Annotated in this window: 20 protein-coding genes and 1 tRNA gene; 19 read left to right on the forward strand and 2 right to left on the reverse strand. The window is 40.8% G+C overall.

Annotated elements, in window-relative coordinates; translation table 11 throughout:
* Positions 1-13: 13 nt before the first annotated feature.
* The 16 genes from metK to BLS20_RS09205 all read left to right on the forward strand — a co-directional run bounded on the left by metK (position 14) and on the right by BLS20_RS09205 (position 17,807).
* A complete protein-coding gene (gene metK / locus BLS20_RS09130; protein WP_090174071.1) occupies positions 14-1,201 on the forward strand; it encodes a methionine adenosyltransferase in 1,188 nt (395 codons plus the stop codon).
* Between the two features lie 96 nt (positions 1,202-1,297).
* Complete coding sequence (locus BLS20_RS09135; RefSeq protein ID WP_090174072.1) at positions 1,298-2,791, forward strand: sensor histidine kinase; 1,494 nt, start codon at positions 1,298-1,300, stop codon at positions 2,789-2,791.
* Entirely contained in the window at positions 2,784-3,473 is a 690-nt protein-coding gene (locus BLS20_RS09140; RefSeq protein WP_090174073.1) for a response regulator transcription factor, read from the forward strand. Before BLS20_RS09135 ends, BLS20_RS09140 begins: the two co-directional genes overlap by 8 nt.
* A gap of 245 nt (positions 3,474-3,718) precedes the next feature.
* On the forward strand, positions 3,719-4,393 hold the full coding sequence (locus BLS20_RS09145; protein ID WP_090174074.1) for an RluA family pseudouridine synthase: 675 nt from the start codon (positions 3,719-3,721) through the stop codon (positions 4,391-4,393).
* 4 nt (positions 4,394-4,397) lie between these two features.
* Positions 4,398-5,837, forward strand: coding sequence for a proline--tRNA ligase (gene proS / locus BLS20_RS09150; RefSeq protein WP_090174075.1), 1,440 nt, complete (start codon positions 4,398-4,400; stop codon positions 5,835-5,837).
* Positions 5,838-5,870: 33 nt separating this feature from the next.
* Positions 5,871-7,196, forward strand: a complete 1,326-nt coding sequence (locus tag BLS20_RS09155) for a CCA tRNA nucleotidyltransferase (RefSeq protein WP_090174076.1) — start codon at positions 5,871-5,873, stop codon at positions 7,194-7,196.
* A gap of 4 nt (positions 7,197-7,200) precedes the next feature.
* The gene (locus BLS20_RS09160) at positions 7,201-8,490 is read left to right on the forward strand and encodes a hypothetical protein (RefSeq protein ID WP_090174077.1); all 1,290 of its coding nucleotides are present in this window, start codon (positions 7,201-7,203) and stop codon (positions 8,488-8,490) included.
* Positions 8,491-8,511: 21 nt separating this feature from the next.
* Complete coding sequence (locus BLS20_RS09165; protein ID WP_090174078.1) at positions 8,512-10,242, forward strand: phospho-sugar mutase; 1,731 nt, start codon at positions 8,512-8,514, stop codon at positions 10,240-10,242.
* Between the two features lie 135 nt (positions 10,243-10,377).
* A complete protein-coding gene (locus BLS20_RS09170) occupies positions 10,378-10,653 on the forward strand; it encodes an HU family DNA-binding protein (RefSeq protein WP_090174079.1) in 276 nt (91 codons plus the stop codon).
* 84 nt (positions 10,654-10,737) lie between these two features.
* On the forward strand, positions 10,738-10,977 hold the full coding sequence (locus BLS20_RS09175) for an RNA-binding S4 domain-containing protein (RefSeq protein ID WP_090174080.1): 240 nt from the start codon (positions 10,738-10,740) through the stop codon (positions 10,975-10,977).
* A 180-nt stretch (positions 10,978-11,157) separates the two neighbouring features.
* Positions 11,158-11,457, forward strand: coding sequence for an FtsB family cell division protein (locus BLS20_RS09180; RefSeq protein ID WP_090174081.1), 300 nt, complete (start codon positions 11,158-11,160; stop codon positions 11,455-11,457).
* A 17-nt stretch (positions 11,458-11,474) separates the two neighbouring features.
* Positions 11,475-12,890, forward strand: coding sequence for a tRNA lysidine(34) synthetase TilS (gene tilS / locus BLS20_RS09185; RefSeq protein WP_090174082.1), 1,416 nt, complete (start codon positions 11,475-11,477; stop codon positions 12,888-12,890).
* A 2-nt stretch (positions 12,891-12,892) separates the two neighbouring features.
* Positions 12,893-13,417 carry a hypoxanthine phosphoribosyltransferase gene (gene hpt / locus BLS20_RS09190; protein ID WP_090174083.1) on the forward strand — a complete coding sequence of 175 codons (525 nt, stop codon included), beginning with the start codon at positions 12,893-12,895 and terminating at the stop codon, positions 13,415-13,417.
* 22 nt (positions 13,418-13,439) lie between these two features.
* Positions 13,440-15,293 carry an ATP-dependent zinc metalloprotease FtsH gene (gene ftsH, locus BLS20_RS09195; protein WP_090174084.1) on the forward strand — a complete coding sequence of 618 codons (1,854 nt, stop codon included), beginning with the start codon at positions 13,440-13,442 and terminating at the stop codon, positions 15,291-15,293.
* A gap of 271 nt (positions 15,294-15,564) precedes the next feature.
* Positions 15,565-17,670 (forward strand): glycoside hydrolase family 13 protein, encoded by a 2,106-nt coding sequence (locus tag BLS20_RS09200; protein WP_090174085.1) that lies wholly within the window; start codon positions 15,565-15,567, stop codon positions 17,668-17,670.
* A gap of 55 nt (positions 17,671-17,725) precedes the next feature.
* Positions 17,726-17,807 (forward strand) — tRNA-Tyr (locus BLS20_RS09205).
* A 36-nt stretch (positions 17,808-17,843) separates the two neighbouring features.
* On the opposite strand, the gene BLS20_RS09210 is transcribed toward BLS20_RS09205, so the two are convergent.
* Together BLS20_RS09210 and BLS20_RS09215 are read right to left on the reverse strand one after the other, a co-directional pair.
* Entirely contained in the window at positions 17,844-18,401 is a 558-nt protein-coding gene (locus tag BLS20_RS09210) for a UbiX family flavin prenyltransferase (RefSeq protein WP_090174086.1), read from the reverse strand.
* Between the two features lie 13 nt (positions 18,402-18,414).
* Entirely contained in the window at positions 18,415-19,284 is an 870-nt protein-coding gene (locus BLS20_RS09215; protein ID WP_090174087.1) for a MerR family transcriptional regulator, read from the reverse strand.
* Positions 19,285-19,812: 528 nt separating this feature from the next.
* Between BLS20_RS09215 and BLS20_RS09220 the strand changes: the two genes are divergently transcribed.
* The 3 genes from BLS20_RS09220 (at position 19,813) to BLS20_RS09230 (ending at position 23,692) form a co-directional block, all read left to right on the forward strand.
* Positions 19,813-21,300, forward strand: a complete 1,488-nt coding sequence (locus tag BLS20_RS09220; RefSeq protein WP_090174088.1) for a UbiD family decarboxylase — start codon at positions 19,813-19,815, stop codon at positions 21,298-21,300.
* 103 nt (positions 21,301-21,403) lie between these two features.
* On the forward strand, positions 21,404-22,867 hold the full coding sequence (locus tag BLS20_RS09225; RefSeq protein ID WP_090174089.1) for an SLC13 family permease: 1,464 nt from the start codon (positions 21,404-21,406) through the stop codon (positions 22,865-22,867).
* Between the two features lie 138 nt (positions 22,868-23,005).
* The gene (locus BLS20_RS09230) at positions 23,006-23,692 is read left to right on the forward strand and encodes a hypothetical protein (protein ID WP_090174090.1); all 687 of its coding nucleotides are present in this window, start codon (positions 23,006-23,008) and stop codon (positions 23,690-23,692) included.
* Positions 23,693-23,975: the final 283 nt, after the last annotated feature.

The following is a 23,975-nucleotide window of genomic DNA, read 5'->3' on the forward strand; positions in this document are numbered from 1 at the left end:
CGAGGAGGAAAAAATGGAAAAATTATTATTTACATCTGAGTCCGTTACAGAAGGACATCCGGATAAAATCTGCGATGCTATTTCAGATGCAATCTTAGATGCTTGCCTTGCAGAAGATCCGATGAGTCGTGTAGCTTGTGAAGCTGCAACTTGTACAGGATTTGTTCTCGTAACAGGTGAGATTACAACAAAGGCAAATCTTGATGTACCGGCTATCGTTCGTAAGACCGTTAATGAAATTGGTTATGACGATGGTAAGAAAGGATTTGATGGAAACACTTGTGCAGTAATGGTAGCACTTGATAAGCAGTCACCGGATATTGCCATGGGTGTTGACAAAGCATTAGAAGCTCGCGAAAGCAATATGACCGATGAGCAGATTGAGGCAATTGGTGCCGGAGATCAGGGTATGATGTTTGGTTATGCGACAAATGAAACCGATGAATATATGCCATATCCGATTTCGCTTGCTCATAGACTTGCACTTCAACTTACAAAGGTTCGTAAGGATGGCACACTTCCATATTTAAGAGCCGATGGTAAGACACAGGTTTCTGTTGAATATGATGAAGCTGGTAAGCCTAAGAGATTAGAGGCTGTTGTTCTTTCTACACAGCATGATGAAGAGGTTACACAGGAACAGATTCATGAAGATATTAAGAAATATGTATTTGATCCAATCCTTCCTAAGGAGTTATTGGACGATGGAACAAAGTACTTCATTAATCCTACAGGAAGATTTGTAATTGGTGGACCTCATGGTGATGCAGGTCTGACAGGACGTAAGATTATAGTTGATACTTACGGTGGATATGCTCGTCATGGCGGCGGAGCATTCTCAGGAAAGGACTGTACGAAGGTAGACCGTTCCGGAGCTTATGCAGCACGTTATGTTGCTAAGAACCTGGTTGCTGCAGGTCTTGCTGACAAGTGTGAGATTCAGCTTTCCTATGCAATTGGTGTTGCACAGCCAACATCTATCATGGTAGATTCTTTCGGTACCGGAAAGGTATCTGATGAGAAACTTGTTGAGATTGTTCGTGAGAACTTCGATCTTCGTCCGGCAGGAATTATTAAGATGCTTGATCTTAGAAGACCAATTTATCGTCCGACCGCAGCTTACGGTCATTTTGGACGTAATGATTTGAATCTTCCATGGGAAGCTCTTAACAAGGTTGATGCTTTAAAGAAATATCTGTAAATGATATAATGACTGCATAAAGCTGCGGCTGAATGCAGATTGGATGCCGCAAGGGATAAGCCTTGCGGCATCTTTTTTCTTGAGTAGGAGAATCTTATGAAACTAAAGTCTAGATTAATTACCGCTTTTTTGTTTATTATTTTTGTCCCGCTGATTCTGGTGGGAGTCGTGTTTTTGGGATTGAATGGGATTCAGATGAACGAACTTGAAAAAGCTTATGGAGTTCAAGGAGATACCGTTTTTTATCTGGCGAGCAGTATGCAACTGCTGGTACAACTTACGCAGGCTCAGGAGGATGAACTTGAGCAAATTGCATTATCCGAGCCAAAGCGGTTGCATAACGAAGAGTATTTGGAGACGATGAATCAGGAACTTGAAAAGGATAATTCGTATTTGCTGATTCGCGAGGATGATGAACTGATTTTTGAAGGAAATGACGAGGATGAAAAAGAGCCGACCAATCTTGATGAGTTATCTGAAAAGACAGAGCTTGGATGTGTCGGGATATTTATAGACGGTGGAAATCAGCTTATGGTAAGACAGATTAATTATCTTCCGGCAAGCGGACGCCTGTCGCAGGTGTATATTGTGACGGATATCTATGATGCTATTCCGCAGATGCAGACAATGATTATTGATTTGGCAGTAGGAGCGCTTGTGGTTTTGTTTATGACAGCTTTGATTTTGGTAGTATGGATTTACCAGGGGATTCTCAATCCTATCAAAAAACTGCAATATAGCGCACAGAAAATCAAAGAAGGTGATTTTGATTATGAGATTTCCATTGAACGTGATGATGAAATCGGGGAAGTGCTTCAGACCTTCGAAGAAATGCGACAACGTTTGAAGATTAATGCAGAGGATAAACTGCGAAGTGAACGAGACAACCGGGAGCTGATTAGTAATATTTCGCATGATTTAAAAACTCCGATTACGGCAATTAAGGGATATATGGAAGGCATCATGGACGGTGTTGCAGATACACCGGAAAAGATGGATAAATATATTCGTACAGTGTATAATAAGGCTAATGAAATGAACATCTTAATCAATGAACTTACGCTCTATTTAAATATTGATACCAATCGTATTCCGTACAATTTTAATCGAATTCAGGTAAATGATTATTTTGCGGATTGTGTGGAAGAAGTTGGGATGGATCTGGAATCAAAAGGCATTAATTTATCATATGTTAATGAGGTTGCATCGGACGTAATGATTATTGCAGACCCTGAGCAGCTTCGGCGTGTTGTCTACAATATTGTAGGTAATTCGATTAAATATATGGATAAGACGAAGGAACAAGGATTTGTCAATATACGAGTGAAAGATGTTGGGGATTTTGTTCAGGTTGAAATTGAAGATAACGGGAAAGGAATTGGAGGGCAGGATTTGCCTTATGTCTTTGACCGTTTTTATCGAGCCGATTCATCACGTAATTCTGCCACGGGAGGTAGTGGAATCGGTTTGTCAATAGTACGCAAGATCATAGAAGACCACGGAGGTAAAATCTGGGCAACCAGTACAGAAACTGTCGGAACGGTTATGTATTTTGTCGTACGAAAATATCAGGAGGTGCCTAATGAGTAAGATATTAATCGTAGAGGATGAAGAAGCAATTGCAGATTTGGAAAGAGACTATCTAGAACTTAGCGGTTTTGAAGTGGAAGTAGTCAATGATGGTGAAGTTGGTTTGAAACGTGCACTTGAAGAAGAATTTGATTTGTTTATCCTGGACTTGATGCTTCCAAACGTAGATGGATTTGAAATCTGCAAGCAGATTCGAAATACAAAGAACACACCGATTCTTATGGTTTCGGCTAAGAAGGACGATATCGATAAGATTCGCGGATTGGGACTTGGCGCAGATGATTATATTACCAAGCCGTTCTCGCCGAGCGAATTGGTTGCGCGCGTTAAGGCTCATCTTGCAAGATATGATCGCTTGATTGGTAGTACAAATCAGCAAAATGATATTGTGGAAATACGAGGAATCAAGATTGATAAAACCGCACGTCGCGTTTGGATTAATGAGGAGGAAAAACAGTTTACAACCAAGGAGTTTGATCTGTTGACGTTTCTTGCAGAACACCCGAATCATGTATATACCAAAGAAGATTTGTTTCGGGAAATTTGGGATATGGAATCGGTCGGAGACATCGCTACCGTAACGGTGCATATCAAAAAGATTCGTGAGAAGATAGAGGTGAATACTGCTAAGCCTCAGTATATTGAAACAATCTGGGGTGTTGGCTACAGATTTAAGATTTAACTCAGTCGGAGTACAAGCTCCGACTGAGTTAAACGCTCCGCGAGGATGCGCACGGATTCGGACAGGAATTTGTCTGCTGAAGCAGACCCGAATCCGGCGCGCAAGACTCGCGAGCGAGTCTTGACTAGGAAGATGAAAAAGCGACCTGAGTTTTGTCAGGTCGTTTTTTTACTCAAAAAGGTTCTTATTAGGCGTTCTTGAATTAAACTCCCCATAGATACCACAATTATGCTATACTAAAGGTTATGAAAACAGATATTCTATATGAAGATGACGAGCTCATCGTCTGCTATAAACCGGCAGGATTGCCAACTCAGACCAGACAGATTACACAAAAGGATCTGGTTAGCGAATTACGAAATCATTTATCAAAAGAAAATGGAGATTCTTATGTCGGTGTGATTCATAGATTGGATCAACCCGTAGAGGGAATCCTAGTCTTTGCAAAGAATCAAAAGGCAGCAGCAGATCTAAGCAAGCAGGTGCGCGAAAGACAGATTGTTAAGATCTATCGTGCAGTTGTATGCGGGGAAGTGCCCGATAAGGGTGTGCTTGAAGATGAACTGGTAAAAGATAGTAAGGCAAATAAAGCACTGGTTTTAGCGCAACCTTCTGGGCAGTCAAAACATGCAAGACTCTCCTATAAAAGGTTATATACAAATGGCGAGGTGTCGCTTGTGGAGATTACACTTGAGACGGGACGCTATCATCAGATTCGTGCACAGTTCGCACATGATGGACATCCTCTTGTGGGTGACCGAAAGTATGGCAGCGTATCTGTGCAAGGATGGGAGAAGATGCCACTTGCGCTTTGTGCAATTCGGCTTGAATTCGAACATCCGACAACCAAAAAGAGTATGGAATATACGATTGCGCCCAAACAAGAGGCGTTTTTGAAAATAGAAGAAATGAGGAAATAAGACAATGGCAAACGATAAGAAAATGGTAGAAGCAATCACATCAATGGAAGATGATTTTGCACAATGGTATACAGACGTAGTAAAGAAAGCAGACCTGGTATCATATTCGAGCGTAAAAGGATGTACGATTTTTAAACCGGCAGGATATGCGATCTGGGAGAATATCCAAAAAGAGTTAGATGCAAGATTTAAAGAGACAGGTGTAGAGAATGTGTATATGCCGATGTTTATTCCGGAAAGTCTTTTGCAAAAAGAAAAAGATCACGTAGAAGGATTTGCACCGGAGGTTGCCTGGGTGACACATGGTGGTTTGAATAAGTTGCAAGAAAGAATGTGTGTAAGACCAACGTCAGAGACGCTGTTTTGCGATTTTTATAAAGACGATATTCAGTCCTACAGGGATCTGCCTAAGGTTTATAACCAGTGGTGCTCTGTCGTAAGATGGGAAAAAGAGACGCGTCCGTTCCTGCGTTCAAGAGAGTTTTTATGGCAAGAAGGACATACTGCACATGCAACTGCCGAAGAGGCAGAGGAAAGAACTGTGCAGATGCTGAATCTGTATGCAGATTTTTGCGAAGAAGTTCTTGCTATTCCGGTTGTGCGCGGACAAAAGACGGAAAAAGAAAAATTTGCTGGTGCTAAGGCAACTTATACGATCGAGGCGCTGATGCATGATGGAAAGGCATTGCAGTCCGGAACCAGCCATAATTTTGGAGACGGATTTGCAAAAGCATTTGACATTCAATATACCGATAAGAATAACAAACTGCAGTATGTGCATCAGACATCCTGGGGCATGACAACAAGATTAATCGGTGCGGTAATTATGGTGCACGGAGACAATTCCGGATTGGTACTTCCGCCAAGAATTGCACCGACGCAGGTTATGGTAGTGCCGATTATGCAGAATAAAGAAGGTGTCTTGGACCGTGCGAAAGCGCTGCAAGAGGAGCTGGCTAAGGTATGCCGCGTGAAGATAGATGATTCAGATAAAAAACCGGGCTATAAGTACGCAGAGCAGGAAATGCGCGGAATTCCGCTTCGTGTGGAAATTGGGCCTAAGGATATAGAGGCCGGCCAGTGCGTTGTGGTAAGACGAGATAATGGCGAAAAGCAGATTGTGAAATTAGATGAAATTGCAGGGCTGATTCCGCAACTGTTAGAAGCAGTGCAAAAGAACCTGTTTGAAAAGGCTAAGGCACATCGTGATGCTCACATCTATGATGCACACGATTATATGGAATTTAAGAATATTGTAGAAGAAAAGCCGGGATTCATACGAGGAATGTGGTGTGGAGAGCAGGCATGCGAAGATAAAATAAAAGAAGATACGACGGCAACATCGCGTTGTATGCCATTTAAAGATCAGGAGAAAATTTCAGATGTATGTGTATGCTGTGGAAAACCGGCAAAGAAACTGATTTATTGGGGAAAAGCATATTAAAATCGTAGCAGATTGTGAAAGGAGGAGCTGCCAATGCAACTGGTGATGCCGGAACATGTAAGAGAGATTATACGAACTCTGGAAAAAGCCGGATACGAAGCGTATGCTGTTGGCGGCTGCGTTCGAGACAGTTTGCTAGGCAAGAAGCCAAAGGATTGGGATATCACAACATCAGCCAGTCCTAAGCAGGTAAAAGAGTTGTTTTCACGTACCATTGATACCGGAATCCAACATGGAACCGTGACAGTTATGATGGAAAAAGAAGGCTATGAAGTAACAACATACCGAATAGACGGTAAGTATGAAGATGGCCGACATCCAAGTGAAGTTATCTATACAAGATCTCTAGAAGAAGATCTAAAACGACGAGACTTTACCATTAATGCAATGGCGTACAATGAGAGCCGTGGAATAGTTGATTTGTTTGATGGACAAAGGGATCTTAAACAGCGGGTGATTCGTTGTGTGGGAGATGCACGTAAGAGATTTTCGGAAGATGCTTTGCGAATGATGCGAGCAGCTCGGTTTGCGGCGCAGCTCGGGTTCGAAATAGAAGAAGAAACGCTGCAGGCGATGAAAGAACTTGCAGAGAATATGAAGCTTATTTCGGCAGAACGGATACAAAGTGAGCTGGTAAAGCTTTTGATTTCGGCTCATCCAAAGAAGTTTTTGGTTTTGTATAAGACCGGGATTACAGCGGTTGTTTTGCCGGAGTTTGATGTGATGATGGAGACGCCGCAGAATCATCCTTATCATAAATACAATGTTGGGATGCATACGATGGAAGCGGTAAACGCAATTCGGGCAGATAAAGTCTTAAGGCTTTCTATGTTTTTTCATGATATTGGAAAGCCGAAGTGCAGGTTCACTGATGAAAAAGGAATCGATCATTTCTATTATCATCCGGTGGAAAGTGAACAGATAACAAAGGGGATATTAAAACGTCTAAAATTCGATAATGATACCATAAGTAAGGTCTGCCGATTGGTTCGCTATCATGATGTGAGACCGACACTTCGAGAAAAAAATCTTCGAAGAGTGATTAGTAAGGTGTCAGCAGAGATGTATCCATATCTTTTGGAAGTTCAAGTAGCAGATGCCATGGGCCAGAGTGATTATCGTAAGGATGAAAAACTTGCATATCTACAGTCCTGTGGTGAAATGTATCGGGAAATTTTGCAAAAAAATCAATGTCTTAAGATTGCAGATTTGGCAGTAAACGGAAAAGATCTGATAGAAGCCGGAGTTCCTCAGGGAAAAATGATTGGAGAAAATCTTTCCATGATGCTGGAAAAAGTATTAGATGATCCTCGGATGAATACAAAGGAAAACTTGCTTTCGATGATTGTAAAAGGGTGATACGATGAAAAAACATTTAAGATTAATAGGTTGTATCGTGCTGGTTGTGGCAGTTTTGACTGTTGCAGGAGGTTGTGGGACCACATCGCGTTCGGGTGGATTGGTTAAAGGAAGCCGTGTTGGTGGAACTGCGACGGAAAGTACGCAGACAAGTTCTGAGGAAACTCAGATGGAAGAGGATGTTTATCGAATCGATGAAATTGATACGGTTGAACAGATGATACGCTTTGAAAATCTGTCGAACGGACAATTGGAGCGATACACTTATAACGGAAGCACCTATATTTACGATAAAAATGAAATCAGTACAACGGTTGATTCATTATATTGCGGTATGCCGGTAACCTTTGAAGTAAATGAAAGCAGCGAGTTGCTAAAAAGCGTAACGGAATCAAATGCACTTTGGATTCAGGAGGATATCAGCAATTTTTCAATTGATGAACAAGAAGGCGTGCTGACAATTGGTTCAACGGATTATAAGTTGAGTGATGATGCTAGAGTTTATCAGAATAATGAACGTATCACGTATGAGGATATATCACAGGAAGATGTGTTGAGCGTAATCGGGACGGCAAGAAAGATTATTTCTTTGGTGGTAACAAGTGGACATGGAACGATACGTTTGACCAATACCGATTTGTTTGAAGGCGGATGGCTAACGGTTGGTACGGTTGTTTCGAAAGAAGTGGAAAAGGATATGGAGTTTGACGTATCAGCCGGAACATATACAGTTGCAGTTGCCAATAACGGTTATGGAGATCATACACAAGTAGAAGTTAAGGAAAATGAAGTGACGCTGGTGGATTGTAGTAAGCTAAAAGGCGACGGTCCGCAGTATTGCAAGATCAAATTTTCCATACCTTATGATGGAGCAAAATTATATATTAACGGAAAAGAAACGGATTATAGCAAGGAAATCACGTTGCAATACGGAGCATATTCCTTGCAGGTGGTAGCTAAGGAGTATGAAACTTGGAGTCGGACTTTGATGGTAGCGTCTGAAACAGCCACAATTGGGGTGGTATTAAGTGCGCAGTCAGACACCGAATCGGAAACGTCTACAGATGATTCGAGCTCGACGCAGTCAAGCACGGATTCGTCTGCAACAGCGGGTTCGCTGGCGGGCTCATTGGCGGGTAGTACAGCCGGAACTGCAAGCAGCAGTTCGAGTACGACATCAACAGGTTCCACAACGAGTTCTTCATCTACTAGTAGCGTATCGGACGATACATTGTCAACACTGTCTAATCTTATCAGCAATTTGACAGGAAGCAGTGATGATGACGATGATTAAAAATAGAAGGAGGAAATGTTAATGGGTTATAAGGAAAACTATCAGATATGGCTGGAAGATCCATACTTTGATGCACAGACAAAAGCACAGCTGAAGGAGATTGCCGCAGACGACAAGGAAATTGAAGAACGGTTTTATAAAGATCTTGAATTTGGAACGGCGGGACTTAGAGGTATTCTTGGCGCCGGTACCAATCGTATGAATGTATATACGGTTCGAAAGGCAACACAGGGGCTGGCAAATTATATCATTTCCCAAAATAAGCAAAGTAAGGGCGTTGCAATTGCATTTGATTCTAGACACATGTCGCCTGAATTTGCGGATGAGTCTGCAAGAACCTTGGCAGCAAATGGAATTAAGGCATATGTATTTGATGCTCTTCGTCCGACTCCGGAATTGTCATTTGCTGTTCGTTATCTGGGATGTGCGGCCGGTATTAATATTACGGCAAGTCATAATCCACCGGAATATAACGGATACAAAGTGTATTGGGAAGATGGTGCCCAGATTACGCCGCCTCATGATCAGGGGATTATGGAGGAAGTAAAAAAGATAACCGATTATGCAGCTGCCAAAACGATGCCATATTACGAAGCAAAACAGGCAGGTCTCTATGAAGTTATCGGTAAAAAGATTGATGATGCCTATAATGAGGAACTTAAGAAACTGGTGCTCAATCAGGATGCGATTCGTCGAATGCAAAAGGAAATCAAGATTGTATATTCGCCGCTGCATGGAACGGGGAATCTGCCGGTTCGACGTGTGTTAAAAGAATTAGGTTTTGAAAATGTTTATGTTGTGAAGGAACAGGAAATGCCGGATGGAAATTTCCCGACCGTAAGTTATCCAAATCCGGAATCAAAAGAAGCATTTGTTTTGGGCGAAAAACTTGCAAAAGAAGTAGATGCAGATTTGATTTTGGCAACCGATCCGGATGCAGACCGGTTAGGTGTATATGTAAAGGACAAAGACGGAGAATATCATGTGCTGACAGGAAATATGTCAGGAACTTTGATTGCACAATATTTAATCAGTGAAAAAGCAAAACGAGGATTGATTGAGGATGGAGCCGCAATTATAAAATCCATAGTTACGACCAATATGGTGGATGAGGTTGCAAAATATTACAATGTACGTTTGATTGAGGTGTTAACCGGCTTTAAATATATCGGACGGCAGATTCTTGAATTTGAAACCAAGAAAAACGGAAGCTATCTGTTTGGACTTGAGGAAAGTTATGGATGTCTTCCGGGCGACTATGCCAGAGATAAAGATGCAGTGGCGGCAACGATGGTCTTGTGTGAAGCGGCTGCGTACTATCAGACGCAAGGTAAGACTTTGTGGGACGTTATGCTGATGATGTATGAGCGTTACGGTTATTACAAGGATAGCGTAACCTCCATCACGCTTGCAGGAAAAGAAGGAATTGAGAAAATTCAATTTATTATTGAGGAATTAGAGAAGAATTCTCCGACACAGATTGGAGCCTATCAGGTAGAGAAAGTGCGCAATTACAGGACCGGAAAAAGTGTGTGCGCTCTGACCGGGGAAGTGACGCCAACGAATCTGCCGATTTCTAACGTTTTGTATTACGAACTTAGTGACGGAGCATGGGTATGTGTGAGACCATCCGGAACCGAACCAAAATTAAAATTATATTACGGCGTGAAAGGGAAAAACTTTGAAGATGCTGAAAAACAGGGCGCTTTCTTAGAAAAAAGTCTGAACGAAATTGTGGAGCACTATTTATAGGACTATAGAGCTATAAAAATGCCTAGAAATGCCTGAAAATGCCCATTTTTCCTTGACAAACAGGGCAAAACAAAGTATAACTAATGATATAGGTGAAATCAAAACCTGAAAGATAATTATAGGAGGAGTATTTTAATGAACAAAACAGAATTAGTTGCAGCAATCGCTGACAAGACAGAGTTATCTAAGAAAGATGTAGAAGCAACTGTAAAAGCTTTCACAGAGGTTGTTACAGAAGAGCTGAAGAAAGACAACAAGATTCAGTTAGTAGGATTTGGTACATTTGAAGTATCAAAGAGAGCTGCAAGAACAGGAAGAAATCCTCAGACAAAGCAGGAAATTAAGATTCCAGCTTCTAAAGCACCAAAGTTCAAAGCTGGTAAGGCTTTAAAGGATGCTGTAAATAACTAAGAAATTAAAATGCTTAAAGAGTGGAACCACTTGTTCCGCTCTTTCTTTTTGCAAATACTCTAATAATGGTAGGAGAATGATTTCATGAGATTGGATAAGTTTTTAAAAGTATCAAGATTGATTAAGAGAAGAACCGTTGCAAATGAAGCTTGTGATGCGGGACGTGTGTTGGTAAATGATAAAGTGGCAAAAGCTTCGACAAAGGTTAAAGTTGGAGACATTATTGAAATCCAGTTTGGAACCAAAACGCTGCGCGCTAGAGTGCTTGATTTGCAAGAAACAACAAAAAAAGAAGAAGCGAAAGAATTGTTTGAAATATTATAAAGAAATTGGGACTATTGTCCGATATAAACTACAGTGGTAGATTATGCGCAAATATATATCTCGCGCAAGACTCGCGAGCGAGTCTTGACAGAAAAATATGTGAAAGAACCCGAAAACATTTGAAATTTTGGTATTTTGGGGTAAAATAAAGATAATATATATATCGGGGAAGATGAATATATGGCAAGACGACGTGGAAAAAGGAAAAAAAAGAATACAGGGAAAGTATGCGTCATAGCAATCGTCTGTATGTTGGTCGGTGTTATGTCTGTTCGAATTGTCGCCTTATACCAGGATAAAACCCGTTATGAAGCGAAAGCAAGTGAGTTGCAAAGCCAGATTGAGGATGAAGAGCAGCGCGCGGAGGAACTTGATGATTATGCTGATTATGTAAAGACGGCAGAATACATCGAGAAGATGGCAAGAGCCAAGCTTGGACTTGTATATGATAATGAAATTGTATTTAAAGAACAGGAATAATAAAATCACACTTGCGAGTGTGGTTTTATTTGATTGTGGAAATGATGAAAGAGAACGTAAAAGCATTTATTAAACGGGAAAATTTAATCAGACCAAAAGAAAAAGTTCTAGCGGCTGTATCGGGAGGAGCAGACTCTGTGTGTCTCATGCTGCTTTTACATGAATTACAAGAAGAACTCGATTTTGATTTGGAGGTAATACATGTAGAGCATGGGATTCGCGGAGCACAAAGCCTTCAGGATGCCGAGTTTGTAAGAAAACTATGTAGAAGTCGAAACATTCCGTTTCATATTGTGACGGTTGATGCACCTGCATTTGCAACAAAGGAAAAACTAGGACTAGAAGAAGCTGCAAGAATTTTGCGGTATCAATCGCTAAAAGAGACGGCATGCAGTTGTAAGGCAGATAAAATTGCGCTGGCGCATCATGCGGGAGACCAGGCAGAAACCATATTGTTTCATTTGGTGCGCGGAAGTGATATCCGTGGATTACGTGGAATGTTGCCAAAGCGCAGCAACCTTATTCGCCCGCTTCTAGAAAGTACGCGGCAGGAGATAGAGGAATATCTTGCAAATGAGAAACAATCCTATCGCGTAGATGCAACCAATAGCTCGGATGCGTATGCAAGAAACCGAATCCGGCTGCATGTGATACCTCAACTTGAGCAGATTAATGAACAGGCGGTGCACCATATAACGCAGGCGGCAGCGACGATGAGGGAAGCAGAAAGCTATCTTGCACTGAGTGTAGAGGAGGCAATGAAGCAATGCTTTAGACAAGTAGAAGAGCAAAAAGGGGTGGTCGATCTTAGGCGGTTTAAAAAACTGCATCCGTATATTGCTTCTTTCGTGATGTATCAGATCATTGCAGATATGACAGGGCATAACAAAGATTTAACAAAAACACATGTCCAAAATGCGATGGCTTTGGCTGAGGCGCAGAGCGGAAAAAGGATATCAATCTATCGAGGACTCATGATTACAAAAGAGTATGAAAGCTTGATTTTTGAAAGGGATCCGCAGAAGGTACAGCAGATAGAGCCGGCTTTACTAGAAGTTTCAAAAGACGGCAGCTATACGCTTCAAGATGGGACAATTCTAAGGTGGAGAAAGTTTGACTACGATGCCTCGACCATGGAAATTCCGAAAAATCGGTATACGAAATGGTATGATTATGATAAAATTAAGAATAGATTAGTTGTACGAAATCGACAGGAATCCGATTACCTTGTGATAGATTCGAAAGGGCATAAAAAACGATTGCAGGATTATTTTGTGAATCAGAAGATTCCGGCCGGTCAAAGACAACTGATTCCACTTGTTGCAGAAGGAAATCATATCCTGTGGGTGATTGGATACCGAGGAAGTGAAGGGTATCGAATCACAGAGACAACAAGTAAAATTTTGGAAATAGTAATAGACGGAGGCAACTAAAAATGGCAGAGATTATTCACGAATTTATATCAGAGGAAAAGGTGAATGAGAGAATTCGGGAAATCGGAGCACAGATTACAAAGGACTACGAAGGAGAAGAACTTTATGTAATCACAATTATGAAGGGTGCAATTTATTTTGCAACGGAACTGACTAAGAGAATAGAAGTTCCGGTGATTTTGGACTTTATGGCAGCATCTAGTTATGGTGCTGATACAAAATCAAGTGGTGTGGTTAAAATCACACGTGATTTGGATGAAAGTCTTGCAGGCAAGAATGTAATTGTTGTGGAAGACATTATCGATACAGGACGTACACTTAGCTATTTGCTTGAGCTGTTGAAAAAGCGCAATCCTAAGTCGATCAAGCTTTGTACATTGCTTGATAAACCGGATAGACGTATTGCTCAGGTGGATGTGGATTATGTTGGATTCGTTGTTCCGGATGAGTTTATTGTAGGGTATGGTCTTGATTATGCACAAAAATACAGAAATTTACCGTTTATTGGAACTTTGGAATTCAAGTAAATTTCGTGGCTAGGAGGAAATTTTGAAGAAGAATAGAGCTAGTGGGTTGGGATTATATCTAATCTTAATCGCAATCGTGATTATTGCATGGTATGCGGTGACATCCGGGAAAGGAGTCGATACATCGTATACATATGCCAATTTTAAAGAGGCAGTACTGAATAATGAAATTGTAACCGTTACCGTCGAGCAGAATAATGAAGTGCCGACGGGACAGCTGGTATTGGTATTTAATGATGGTTCGACAAAAACAATTGCAACATCGGATGTCAATGAAGCAGAAGAATTATTAGAAGAAAATGATGTTTCTTTTGTTGTTAAGGATGTGCCGGGAGAAAGCTGGTTTTCGGATTTGATTCCGCTTTTGATTATAATTGCGGTAATCTTTATCTTGATGGTTGCGATGAATGGCAGACAGGCAGGGTCTTCCGGTGGTTCTAAAATGATGAATTTTGGTAAGAGCCGTGCCAAGATGACAACCTCGGAACAACAGACTGTAAAGTTTGATGATGTTGCAGGGCTGAAAGAAGAAAAAGAAGATCTTGAAGAACTTGTGGACTTTTTGAAAGATCCAAAGAAATATACAGATTTAGGAGCAAGAATTCCAAAGGGAGTTTTGCTTGTCGGCCCTCCGGGAACAGGTAAGACCTTGATGGCGAAAGCAATTGCCGGAGAAGCCGGAGTTCCGTTCTTTAGTATTTCGGGCTCTGATTTTGTGGAAATGTTTGTTGGTGTTGGTGCATCAAGAGTTAGAGATTTATTTGCTGAAGCTAAGAAGAATGCGCCTTGCATCGTATTTATTGATGAGATTGATGCAGTTGCCCGCCGAAGAGGAACCGGTATGGGCGGAGGTCATGATGAGCGTGAGCAGACCTTAAACCAGATGTTGGTTGAGATGGATGGATTTGGCATCAATGAAGGGATCATTGTTCTTGCTGCGACGAACCGTGTAGATATCTTAGATCCGGCGATTATGAGACCGGGACGTTTCGATAGGAAAATCGGAGTGGGAAGACCGGATGTTGCAGGACGTGAAGAAATATTGAAAGTACATGCCAAGAATAAACCTCTTGGAGATGATGTGGATATTCATCAGATCGCGCAGACGACGGCAGGATTTACAGGAGCAGATCTTGAGAATCTTATGAATGAGTCGGCAATCAATGCAGCAAAAGAAAATCGTGCGTATCTTATATTGGATGATATTAAGAAAGCCTTTGTCAAGGTTGGAATTGGCGCCGAAAAGAAAAGTAAAGTTATATCAGATAAGGAAAAGAAGATTACTGCGTATCACGAATCCGGACATGCGATATTGTTCCATCTGCTTCCGGATGTAGGACCGGTATATTCGGTATCAATTATTCCGACAGGGATGGGGGCAGCAGGTTATACGATGCCTCTTCCGGAACGGGATGAAATGTTTCATACAAAAGGCAAGATGCTTCAAGAAATCATGGTAGACCTTGGTGGACGTATCGCAGAAGAACTGATTTTCGATGATATTACAACAGGAGCATCGCAAGATATTAAGCAGGCAACGGGAATTGCAAAAGCAATGGTTACAAAATACGGTATGTCGGATTCGATAGGACTGATTAATTATGATAATGAGGAAGGCGAGGTCTTTATCGGTCGTGATTTGGCACACAAACGCGGATATGGAGAGACTGTGGCCAGCCGTATTGATCAGGAAATTAAACGAATCATTGATGAATGTTATGCGAAGGCAAAACAGATGATTTCGGAAAATATGGAGGTGCTTCATGCGTCAGCGAATCTTCTCCTTGAAAAAGAAAAAATCAGTCGAGAAGAGTTTGAAGCATTATTTAATGAGGAAAATGTAACAGATAAGGAACCGGAAAATGACGAAAAATAACAATTTTTTGTCTATATTTACATCAATGAGGAAATGACAAGAAAAAGAAGGTAGAAAAATGCACAAAAACAGTTTGTAACTTTTGTTAACTTTGTGCACACTTATCTGTGGATGGGTGCTATTATAATAACTGTAAAAACCCCCAATACATTTTATAGTTTTTGCTACACCCCATAGTAAAAATACCTTCTCCTAAACAGCAGCTGACAGCTGCTGTTTTTTTTTTAGATAATACCGGATAAAGAGATTAAGACAGAAAAGAAGGAATTCTATGAATCAAAATTCTTTTTATGATTACAGACGTATACTTGAATATATGATGGGCATGCGCCCGTTTCTTGAAAAAAGCGCATTGTTTAGCGATGGAACGAATGATTATCGCATTCCATCGGAACCGGAACCGGGAGACGAGATTCGAATTCGGTTTCGGACAGCAAAGAATAATGTTGATGGCGTATGGTTATGCTATGGTGACAAACAGATTAAGATGGAAGTGGTAGAGCAAGATGAACAGTTTGATTTTTTTGAGACAAAAATCAAAGTGGGAACAAAAAGAATCGTTTACTATTTTCGAATTGTTACCGGAAGATTGGTGTGCGAATATGATCGAAGCGGAGCGGTAGATGAGGGATGTGCGAAGCACTTTTTTTACATTTATCCCGGTTTTCATGTTCCGGAGTGGTCGAAGGGTGCAGTCATGTACCAGATTTTTGTGGATCGATTCTATAATGGGGATAAGACCAATGATATTGTGGAAGACGAGTATCAGTATCTGTGTTTTCATGCGGGAAAGTCACCGAATTGGAATAAATGCCCTGATCCATATAATGTAGCGCAATTTTACGGGGGTGATCTTGAAGGCGTAAGGCAGAAGCTGGATTATTTACAGGATTTAGGAGTGGATGTGATATACCTGAATCCAATCTTTGTTTCGCCTTCTAATCACAAATATGATATTCAGGATTATGATTATGTGGATCCTCATTTTGGAAAAATTGTTGTAGATGAAGGTGAGGTTCTAGAACGATACGATGAAGATAATATTTTTGCAACAAAATATATCAGTCGTGTGACGGATAAGCGAAACCTTGAAGCCAGTAATGAGTTGTTTGCACAGCTGACAAAAGAAATTCATGAACGTGGTATGAAGATTATTTTGGATGGCGTCTTTAACCATTGTGGTTCTTTTAATAAATGGATGGATCGGGAGCGGATTTATGAAAATAAAGAAGAATATAAGACCGGTGCATATATAGCAAAAGACAGTCCATATCACGATTATTTCAAATTTGAACCGGAAGGAAACTGGCCGTATAACGGAGTCTACAATGGATGGTGGGGGCATGAGACTTTGCCCAAATTACAATATGAACAGTCGCCGGAATTGGAAGAATATATTCTTGGGATTGCGAAGAAATGGTTGAGTGAGCCGTATAACATTGATGGTTGGAGACTTGACGTTGCAGCTGATTTGGGAATGAGTCAAGAGTATAATCACAAATTCTGGAAGAAGTTTCGAAAAGTGGTAAAGGAAACGAATCCGGATGCGCTTATTCTTGCAGAGCATTATGGGAATCCGGCGGCATGGCTGAAAGGCGATGAGTGGGATACGGTAATGAATTATGATGCATTTATGGATCCTGTAAGCTGGTTTATGACGGGCGTAGATAAGCACAGTGAAAGTTATCAACCTGAGGCAGAAGGAAATCTGCAGCAGTTTTTGGATACGATGCATTATTTTATGGCTGATTTTCCGATTCAGTCGTTGCAGTGTTCCATGAACGAATTGTCCAATCACGATCATTCCAGATTCCTTACCAGAACGAATCATAAGACGGGTCGCGTGCAATATTTGGGGGCAAAGGCGGCAGAAGAAGATGTTAATAAGGGCGTATTTCGAGCTGCTGTAATGTTACAGATGACATGGCCCGGCGCTCCGACGATTTATTATGGAGATGAGGCAGGTGTTTGCGGATTCACAGATCCGGATAACCGACGCACTTATCCGTGGGGAAATGAAGACAAGGAGTTAATCCGCTATCACAAAGAATTGATAGCGTTGCATAAAAGCAGCCCTGTGTTCAAGAATGGATCTTTGAAAATAGTAAAAGACGACGAGAATATTCTTGCATATGGAAGGTTTACAAGAGCAGAGCAATATGTCGTTATTATTAATATTGCTAATAAACCGGAGGAAATTACGATTTCTGCATGGGAACTTGGCCTGCCGCAGGAAGGCTGTTTGAAGCAGCTGATTTTCAGTAATGAAGATGGATATTCAACGGCTCCGGTAGAATATAAAATGCAAAATGGAAGATTTGACATTCAGATGCAAAGATATTCTGCGGTGGTATTAAAAGGAATGGGCGAAGAGTAATAGAAAATCATTTGCGTTTAGAAGGTGACTATGCTATAATACATTCGTTGTAAATGGATGGATTCCCGAGTGGCCAAAGGGGACAGACTGTAAATCTGCTGCAAATTGCTTCGGTGGTTCGAATCCACCTCCATCCATTAAAAAAGAAGCTTCATAACTTGAAGCTTCTTTTTTTATGTCCATCGATTAAAGTCCGGCATATCGATATCGAAAATATCTAAAATCTTGCCGGCGATATGTTTGGTCATATCGTCAAGTGTTTTTGGCTGTTGGTAATATGTCATCATAGGTGGAAGAATGATAGCTCCATCTTGTGATAATTCAGCCATATTTCTTAAGTGAATGGCACTAAGTGGTGTTTCACGAGCAACCAAAACAAGCTTGCGCCGTTCCTTTAAAGTGACATCGGCAGCACGAAGTAACAGGTTTTGAGAAAAACCGCTATGGATACCGGCGAGTGTTTTCATGCTACATGGAACTACAATCATGCCGGCAGTTTTATAAGTGCCGCTTGCAATAGATGCACCGATGTTATCTAAATCAAAAGTTTCGTCTGCAAGTGCAGTAAATTCTTCTAGTGTCATATCAGACTCTGACTCAAGGGTCATCTCAGCGCCTTTCGTCATAACAAGACAGGAATATACATCCGTAGCAGCCTTGAGTCCTTCTAGAACTCGGATAGCAATCGGGATTCCACTGGCACCGCTGACGCCTACAACGATTCGTTTCATAAATTAGTACTCCTTAAAATGTAACACCCGGCAGCTGAATCGGAAGTCGCAGCTGACAAAAGTCACGTTTATTATCTTCTGTATAGAAGGTTGTGTCAAGAAGACACTCATCATATAGATTACCGATGGCTTTGTAACCATTGTCGTGGATCCATTTATTTAATTTGTCCACATACTGCGTTTCATAAGGCATGCCATATTTACTCATACAGGCATAAAACCCACCGGGAACCGTAATCATAATAATATCATCGCCACTGGCATCTCCGGTAAAATCATCCGGAAGATTAACATAACCACCGGCGCCTTTAAGCTGATGGGAAGATTCTAACTGTTCCTGCAATAGCATGGCGCCCCATCCGGTGTCCGGATGCAGATTGATATCATTGAGTCGATTGCGAAGCTTCATATGTGTATAATGCATAATGCTTCGATCCATCGGCTTATTGCCGGGTTGCCAAGGCGCAAATAAAATCTTACGCTCTGGAAATTGCTTGATATAAGGCTGCTCAATATGTTGAATCTCTTTCTCGGTCTCTTTGTAGTAATTTAACCGGTCATCAATGCTTTGAAGCTTCTTTTGTAAAGTTTCAATTTCCTTTTCAATCTTTTGCTTTTTCTCTACCAGCAGATCTTGTATGTTGTGAACCGTTCTGTTTTGAAAATTGTCTACAATTTCCTTTAAAGAAAAATCGTTGTCCTTAAGAGCGCATATCTCGCGCAAATATGGAACCTGATAAATAGAATAGAAACGGTACCCTTTTTGATCGGTATAAGCAGGTTTAAAGACATCATGCTTATCGTAATAAATTAACGTCTGACGGCTGATGCGGCAGATGTTAGACATCTCACTGATAGAAAGCCAAGTATCATCTTTATTCATAATGTATAACCCCTTTTCAAATTACACAAAAAATATAGTTTGTATAGCTAGAATATAGTCAAGATATACAGAAGGTGATTATTAACTAAAAATAATACACAAAATGAACAAAAATGTGCAAAGCCTTGAAACAAGGGCATTTGCGGGCACAAATGATAGTCCAAAGAAATACGACAGGTATACACTGATACGCTCTGAGGATAAATAGTGAGGAGGCAGTTAGTGGGAAATGGACAAAAACATAGATGACAAGGAGTGGACTGTGGTGAAAAATATACAAAAAAGTATAAAAAATTTGTAAAGTATTTATTAAAAGTTGGATTGACATTATATCAGGTATACATAATAAAATGAATTTGTAAGTAATTACCGAAGGGAAACTGCGGCATATGGTATTATCAATAGAATATGGGTTTGGGGAATCGGTAAAGTGATTGGTTATGACGCGAATCCGTTTCAACCATATAAAGACGAGTAGAGGGTCGTGGTTAACTTTTTTCAATTTAATCCAAAGGGGGTAAAAAACAAATGAGCAAAGTCAATGATTTGCGTTCAGCTCTCGAATTACTGAAGTCTATTCCAGGACAGTATGTAGAGACTGATGTGGAAGTTGATCCAAAGGGTGAACTTTCCGGTGTTTATCGCCATGTTGGTGCCGGTGGAACAGTAATGCGTCCAACAAATCCGGACGGACCGGCGATGATGTTTAATAATTTGAAAGGACATCCTGGAGCAAGATGTGTAATCGGTGTTGTATGTAGTCGTGCAAGAGTTGCGCACTTACTTGGAACTACACCGGAGAATCTTGGATGGTTTATGAAAGATGCGGTGCAAAATCCGATTGAACCTGTTATGACTAAGGATGCGAATCCGGCGTGTCAGGAAGTTGTTTATAAAGCAGATGATCCTGATTTCGACATCAGAAAGATTGTACCGGCTCCTACTAATACATTAGAGGATGCAGGTCCTTATGTAACAATGGGACTTGCAAAAGCTACTGATCCGGATGATCCGGACTGTACAGATGTTACGATTCATCGTTTCTGTCTGCAGGGTAAGGATCAGATGTCTATGTGGATTACACCGGGTGCAAGACATATCGGTGCCTTCTATGAAAAATATGAAGCAATGGATAAGCCAATGCCGATTTCAATCAGTATCGGACTTGATCCAGCAATTTATCTTGCTTCAGGTTTTGAGCCACCAACAACACCATTGGGATACAATGAGTTGGCAGCAGCCGGAGCACTTCGTCAGGAACCGGTAGAACTTGCTAAGTGTCTTACAATTCCTGAAACTTGTGTAGCAAATGCTGAGTATGTAATCGAAGGTTACCTGATGCCAAAGGAAAGAGTTCCGGAAGATCAGTTCTCTCATACAGGAAAGTCAATGCCTGAATTCCCTGGACAGACAGGTCCGGCACCAATGGTTCCATTGATCAAGGTTACTGCAGTTACAACAAGAAAAGATCCGATTATGGAATCCACAATCGGACCATCCGGAGAACATGTTCATATGGCAGGACTTCCTACGGAAGCATCTATCCTTAATATGGTAGAAACAGCTATGCCGGGACGTTTGCTTAATGTATATGCACATCCGGCAGGTGGCGGAAAATACATGGCAATTCTTCAGTTTAAGAAGAGTGCTCCTTCGGATGAAGGTCGCCAGCGTCAAGCTGCATTGTTAGCATTCTCTGCATTTAACGAACTTAAGCATGTTATCCTTGTGGATGAAGACGTAGATCCGTTTGATTCAAGTGATGTGCTTTGGGCTATGAATACACGTTATCAGGGAGATCTTGATACTATCTTCATTCCTGGAGTTAGATGTCATCCGCTTGATCATACACAGGAAAAGTCATACAATCCAATGATTCGTGACGAGGCAGATAAGGGACTTTCATGCAAGACTATTTTTGACTGCACAATGCCATTCTCATTGAAGAAGCATTTTGAAAGATCTCAATTTATGGATGTTGATCCGGCACATTGGCTTCCGGATATGTTTAAATAAAAATTAACATCATAAGCTTTCATAAGATATGGAAAGGGTTTCGACCTGGGGGCGAAACCCAATCCTAATCGGTTTATTAAAATTTTAAGGAGGGTTCTTAATAATGGCTAAGAATAAAGAGTATATACATTATTTGATCGCGCTTATTATAGGTATTATTTTGTTTGTCGCACTTCCTGCTAACGGCGTATATGACGCAGAGGCAGATGTAACTACCGGCGGTCTTACAGTACTCGGTGTTAGAGTTATTGCAATTTTAGTTCCAACATTGTATTTATGGTTGACTACTAATTCACACTGGACTTCATTATTAGCACTTGCAATGCTTGTTATGACAGAAGCTATGACAGCGAATGAAGTTTGGGCTGGATCAATGGGTCACTTCGTAGTTATTACGATTATTTCTTACTACATGTTAAATGTAGCACTTCGAGATACAGGTGTTATTAATAAGATAGCGATATTCTTTGTAACTCGAAAGTTCTGTCAAGGAAAACCGTATGCATTTATGGCAATGTTCTTCGCAGCATCACTGATTATCGGTATGTTCATGGATAACATGTCACTTGCTATCATCTTCATTGGTATCGCAAATACTCTTTGCGAAGAGATTGGTATCAAGAAAGGTGACAAGTTCTATACAACAATGTTCCTTGGCGTATTATTAACAAACGTTATTTATTCAATCGCTTCACCTATCGCGCATGCGCTTCCAAACATCATTATGGGTAGTGCAGCTCAGCAGTTAGGTATCGAAATTACTTATACAGACTGGTTAGCAGTAGGTATCCCATTTGCAGTAGTTATGTACTTCGTAGTACTTCTTGCAGTTCGTCTTATGAACCCGGATACAACTCAGTTTAAGAACTTCGATCCAGAAGCATTAAAGAAAAAATATCCACCACTTGATGGAAGAGGAAAATTTGCAGCAATTGTATTTATCATCGTTATTGCAATGGTAATTCTTCCTTCACTTCTTGCAAATTCAGGCGGATCATTTGGTGCATTCTGGACATACTGGAAGACAGTTGGAACTGTAGTTCCTGCATTACTTGCAATCGCTTGCCTTGCTATCGTTAAGATGAAAGGTGAACCAGTACTTAACGTACCTTCAGGACTTAAGCAGCTTCCTATGCCGGCTATTATCTTCGCTGGTACAGTATCATGCTTCGCTAATCCTATTTCAAATGCAAATACAGGTATCAAAGTATGGTTATCAGATTTATTACAGCCTGCAGTAGCTAACATGGCTCCATTTGCAATTGTTATTGTATTGATGATTATCGCAGTTATTATGACAAACTTCTTGTCAAATACTGTAACGATGGTATTGTTCTTCAATATTGGTATTGCACTTATTTCAGTAGATCAGATGAATATGGGAATGTTTACGATTATCATCTCATTAGCAGCATCAATGGCTTCTATCACACCTTCTGCATCAGTTCCTTCTCCACTGTTCTTCGGTGAAGGCTATCTGAACATGAAGGATACACTTAAGAGTAACTTGGTATTCGTAATACTTTCAGTAGTAGTATTAATTATCTTTGGTGCAATCTTACTGTAGTTTGAAGAAAAAACGAGAGAGAATAATTATGAAAGCTTATTGGAAGAGCATCGGTGGGCCGATGCTCTTCTTTTATAATTGAGGTATAGATATGAAAGTGCTATACTAAAATTAGATAAATAAATGGAGGATGATGTTATGAGAATGACAAAAAGATTTGCTGCAATGGCACTTGCAGCAGTAATGGTGCTTTGTGTTGCACCGCAGGCAACGATGGCAGCAGGTAGTTCAAGCGGAAAGCTGATGAAGCAGTACGTTACGGCGTATAAGGCAGGTAAGTTTTCCAAGGCTAAGAAGTTAAGCAGTAAAATGAAATCAACGGTAGTGGAGCCGGCTACCAAGAAGATGTCTAAGAAAATGAAAAAGGCATATAAGGCTAAGGTAAAGTCTTACGTGAAAAAATACGGCATGTTTGATGTTGATTCAAGTTCTGAGTATGTATGGGGCTATTATTTAAGCGATCTTAACAATGATGGTAAGACGGAACTTGTGATTTCCTATGGTAGCTGTGAAGCGGATGCAAGAATGGATGTCTTTACTTATAAAAAAGGAAAGGCCGTGAAGGTTAATAAAGAGACAATCGCATGTGGACACTGTACCTTCCATGCGTATCCTAATCATAAGGGTATGATTGTTTCGCAGGCACATATGGGAGGTGAGTCTGTCAGCATTATGAAGATGACGGAAAAGGGGAAAATCAAGATTACGGTTCTCAACAGTCGTTCAAATCTCGAGGAGTATACACTTCCGCAGATGTATCTAAGCGGTCATATCTCTTATGATAGTAATTACAATGAAAAAATTAGTTACAAAGTATTCAAATAGGCATTATTATGCACTACAGAGCATCGGCATGGCCGATGCTCTTCTTACTATATATTGTGATTGAGAGTGAGAAAAAAATATTTTATACTTAAAGATATAGTTATGATGTTAGCGGCAGTAACGGACGAACAATCAGTTATAACTCAGTCGGAGAAATCCCCTACCTCTAAGCGTTAGCGTAGGTGGGAGTTATGACAAACTATACTCAGTCGGGGTACAAGCTCCGACTGAGTTAAACGCTCCGCGAGGATGCGCACGGATTCGGACAGGAATTTGTCTGCTG

The sequence above is a fragment of the Eubacterium oxidoreducens genome, from assembly GCF_900104415.1.
GTDB classification, from domain to species: domain Bacteria; phylum Bacillota; class Clostridia; order Lachnospirales; family Lachnospiraceae; genus Eubacterium_C; species Eubacterium_C oxidoreducens.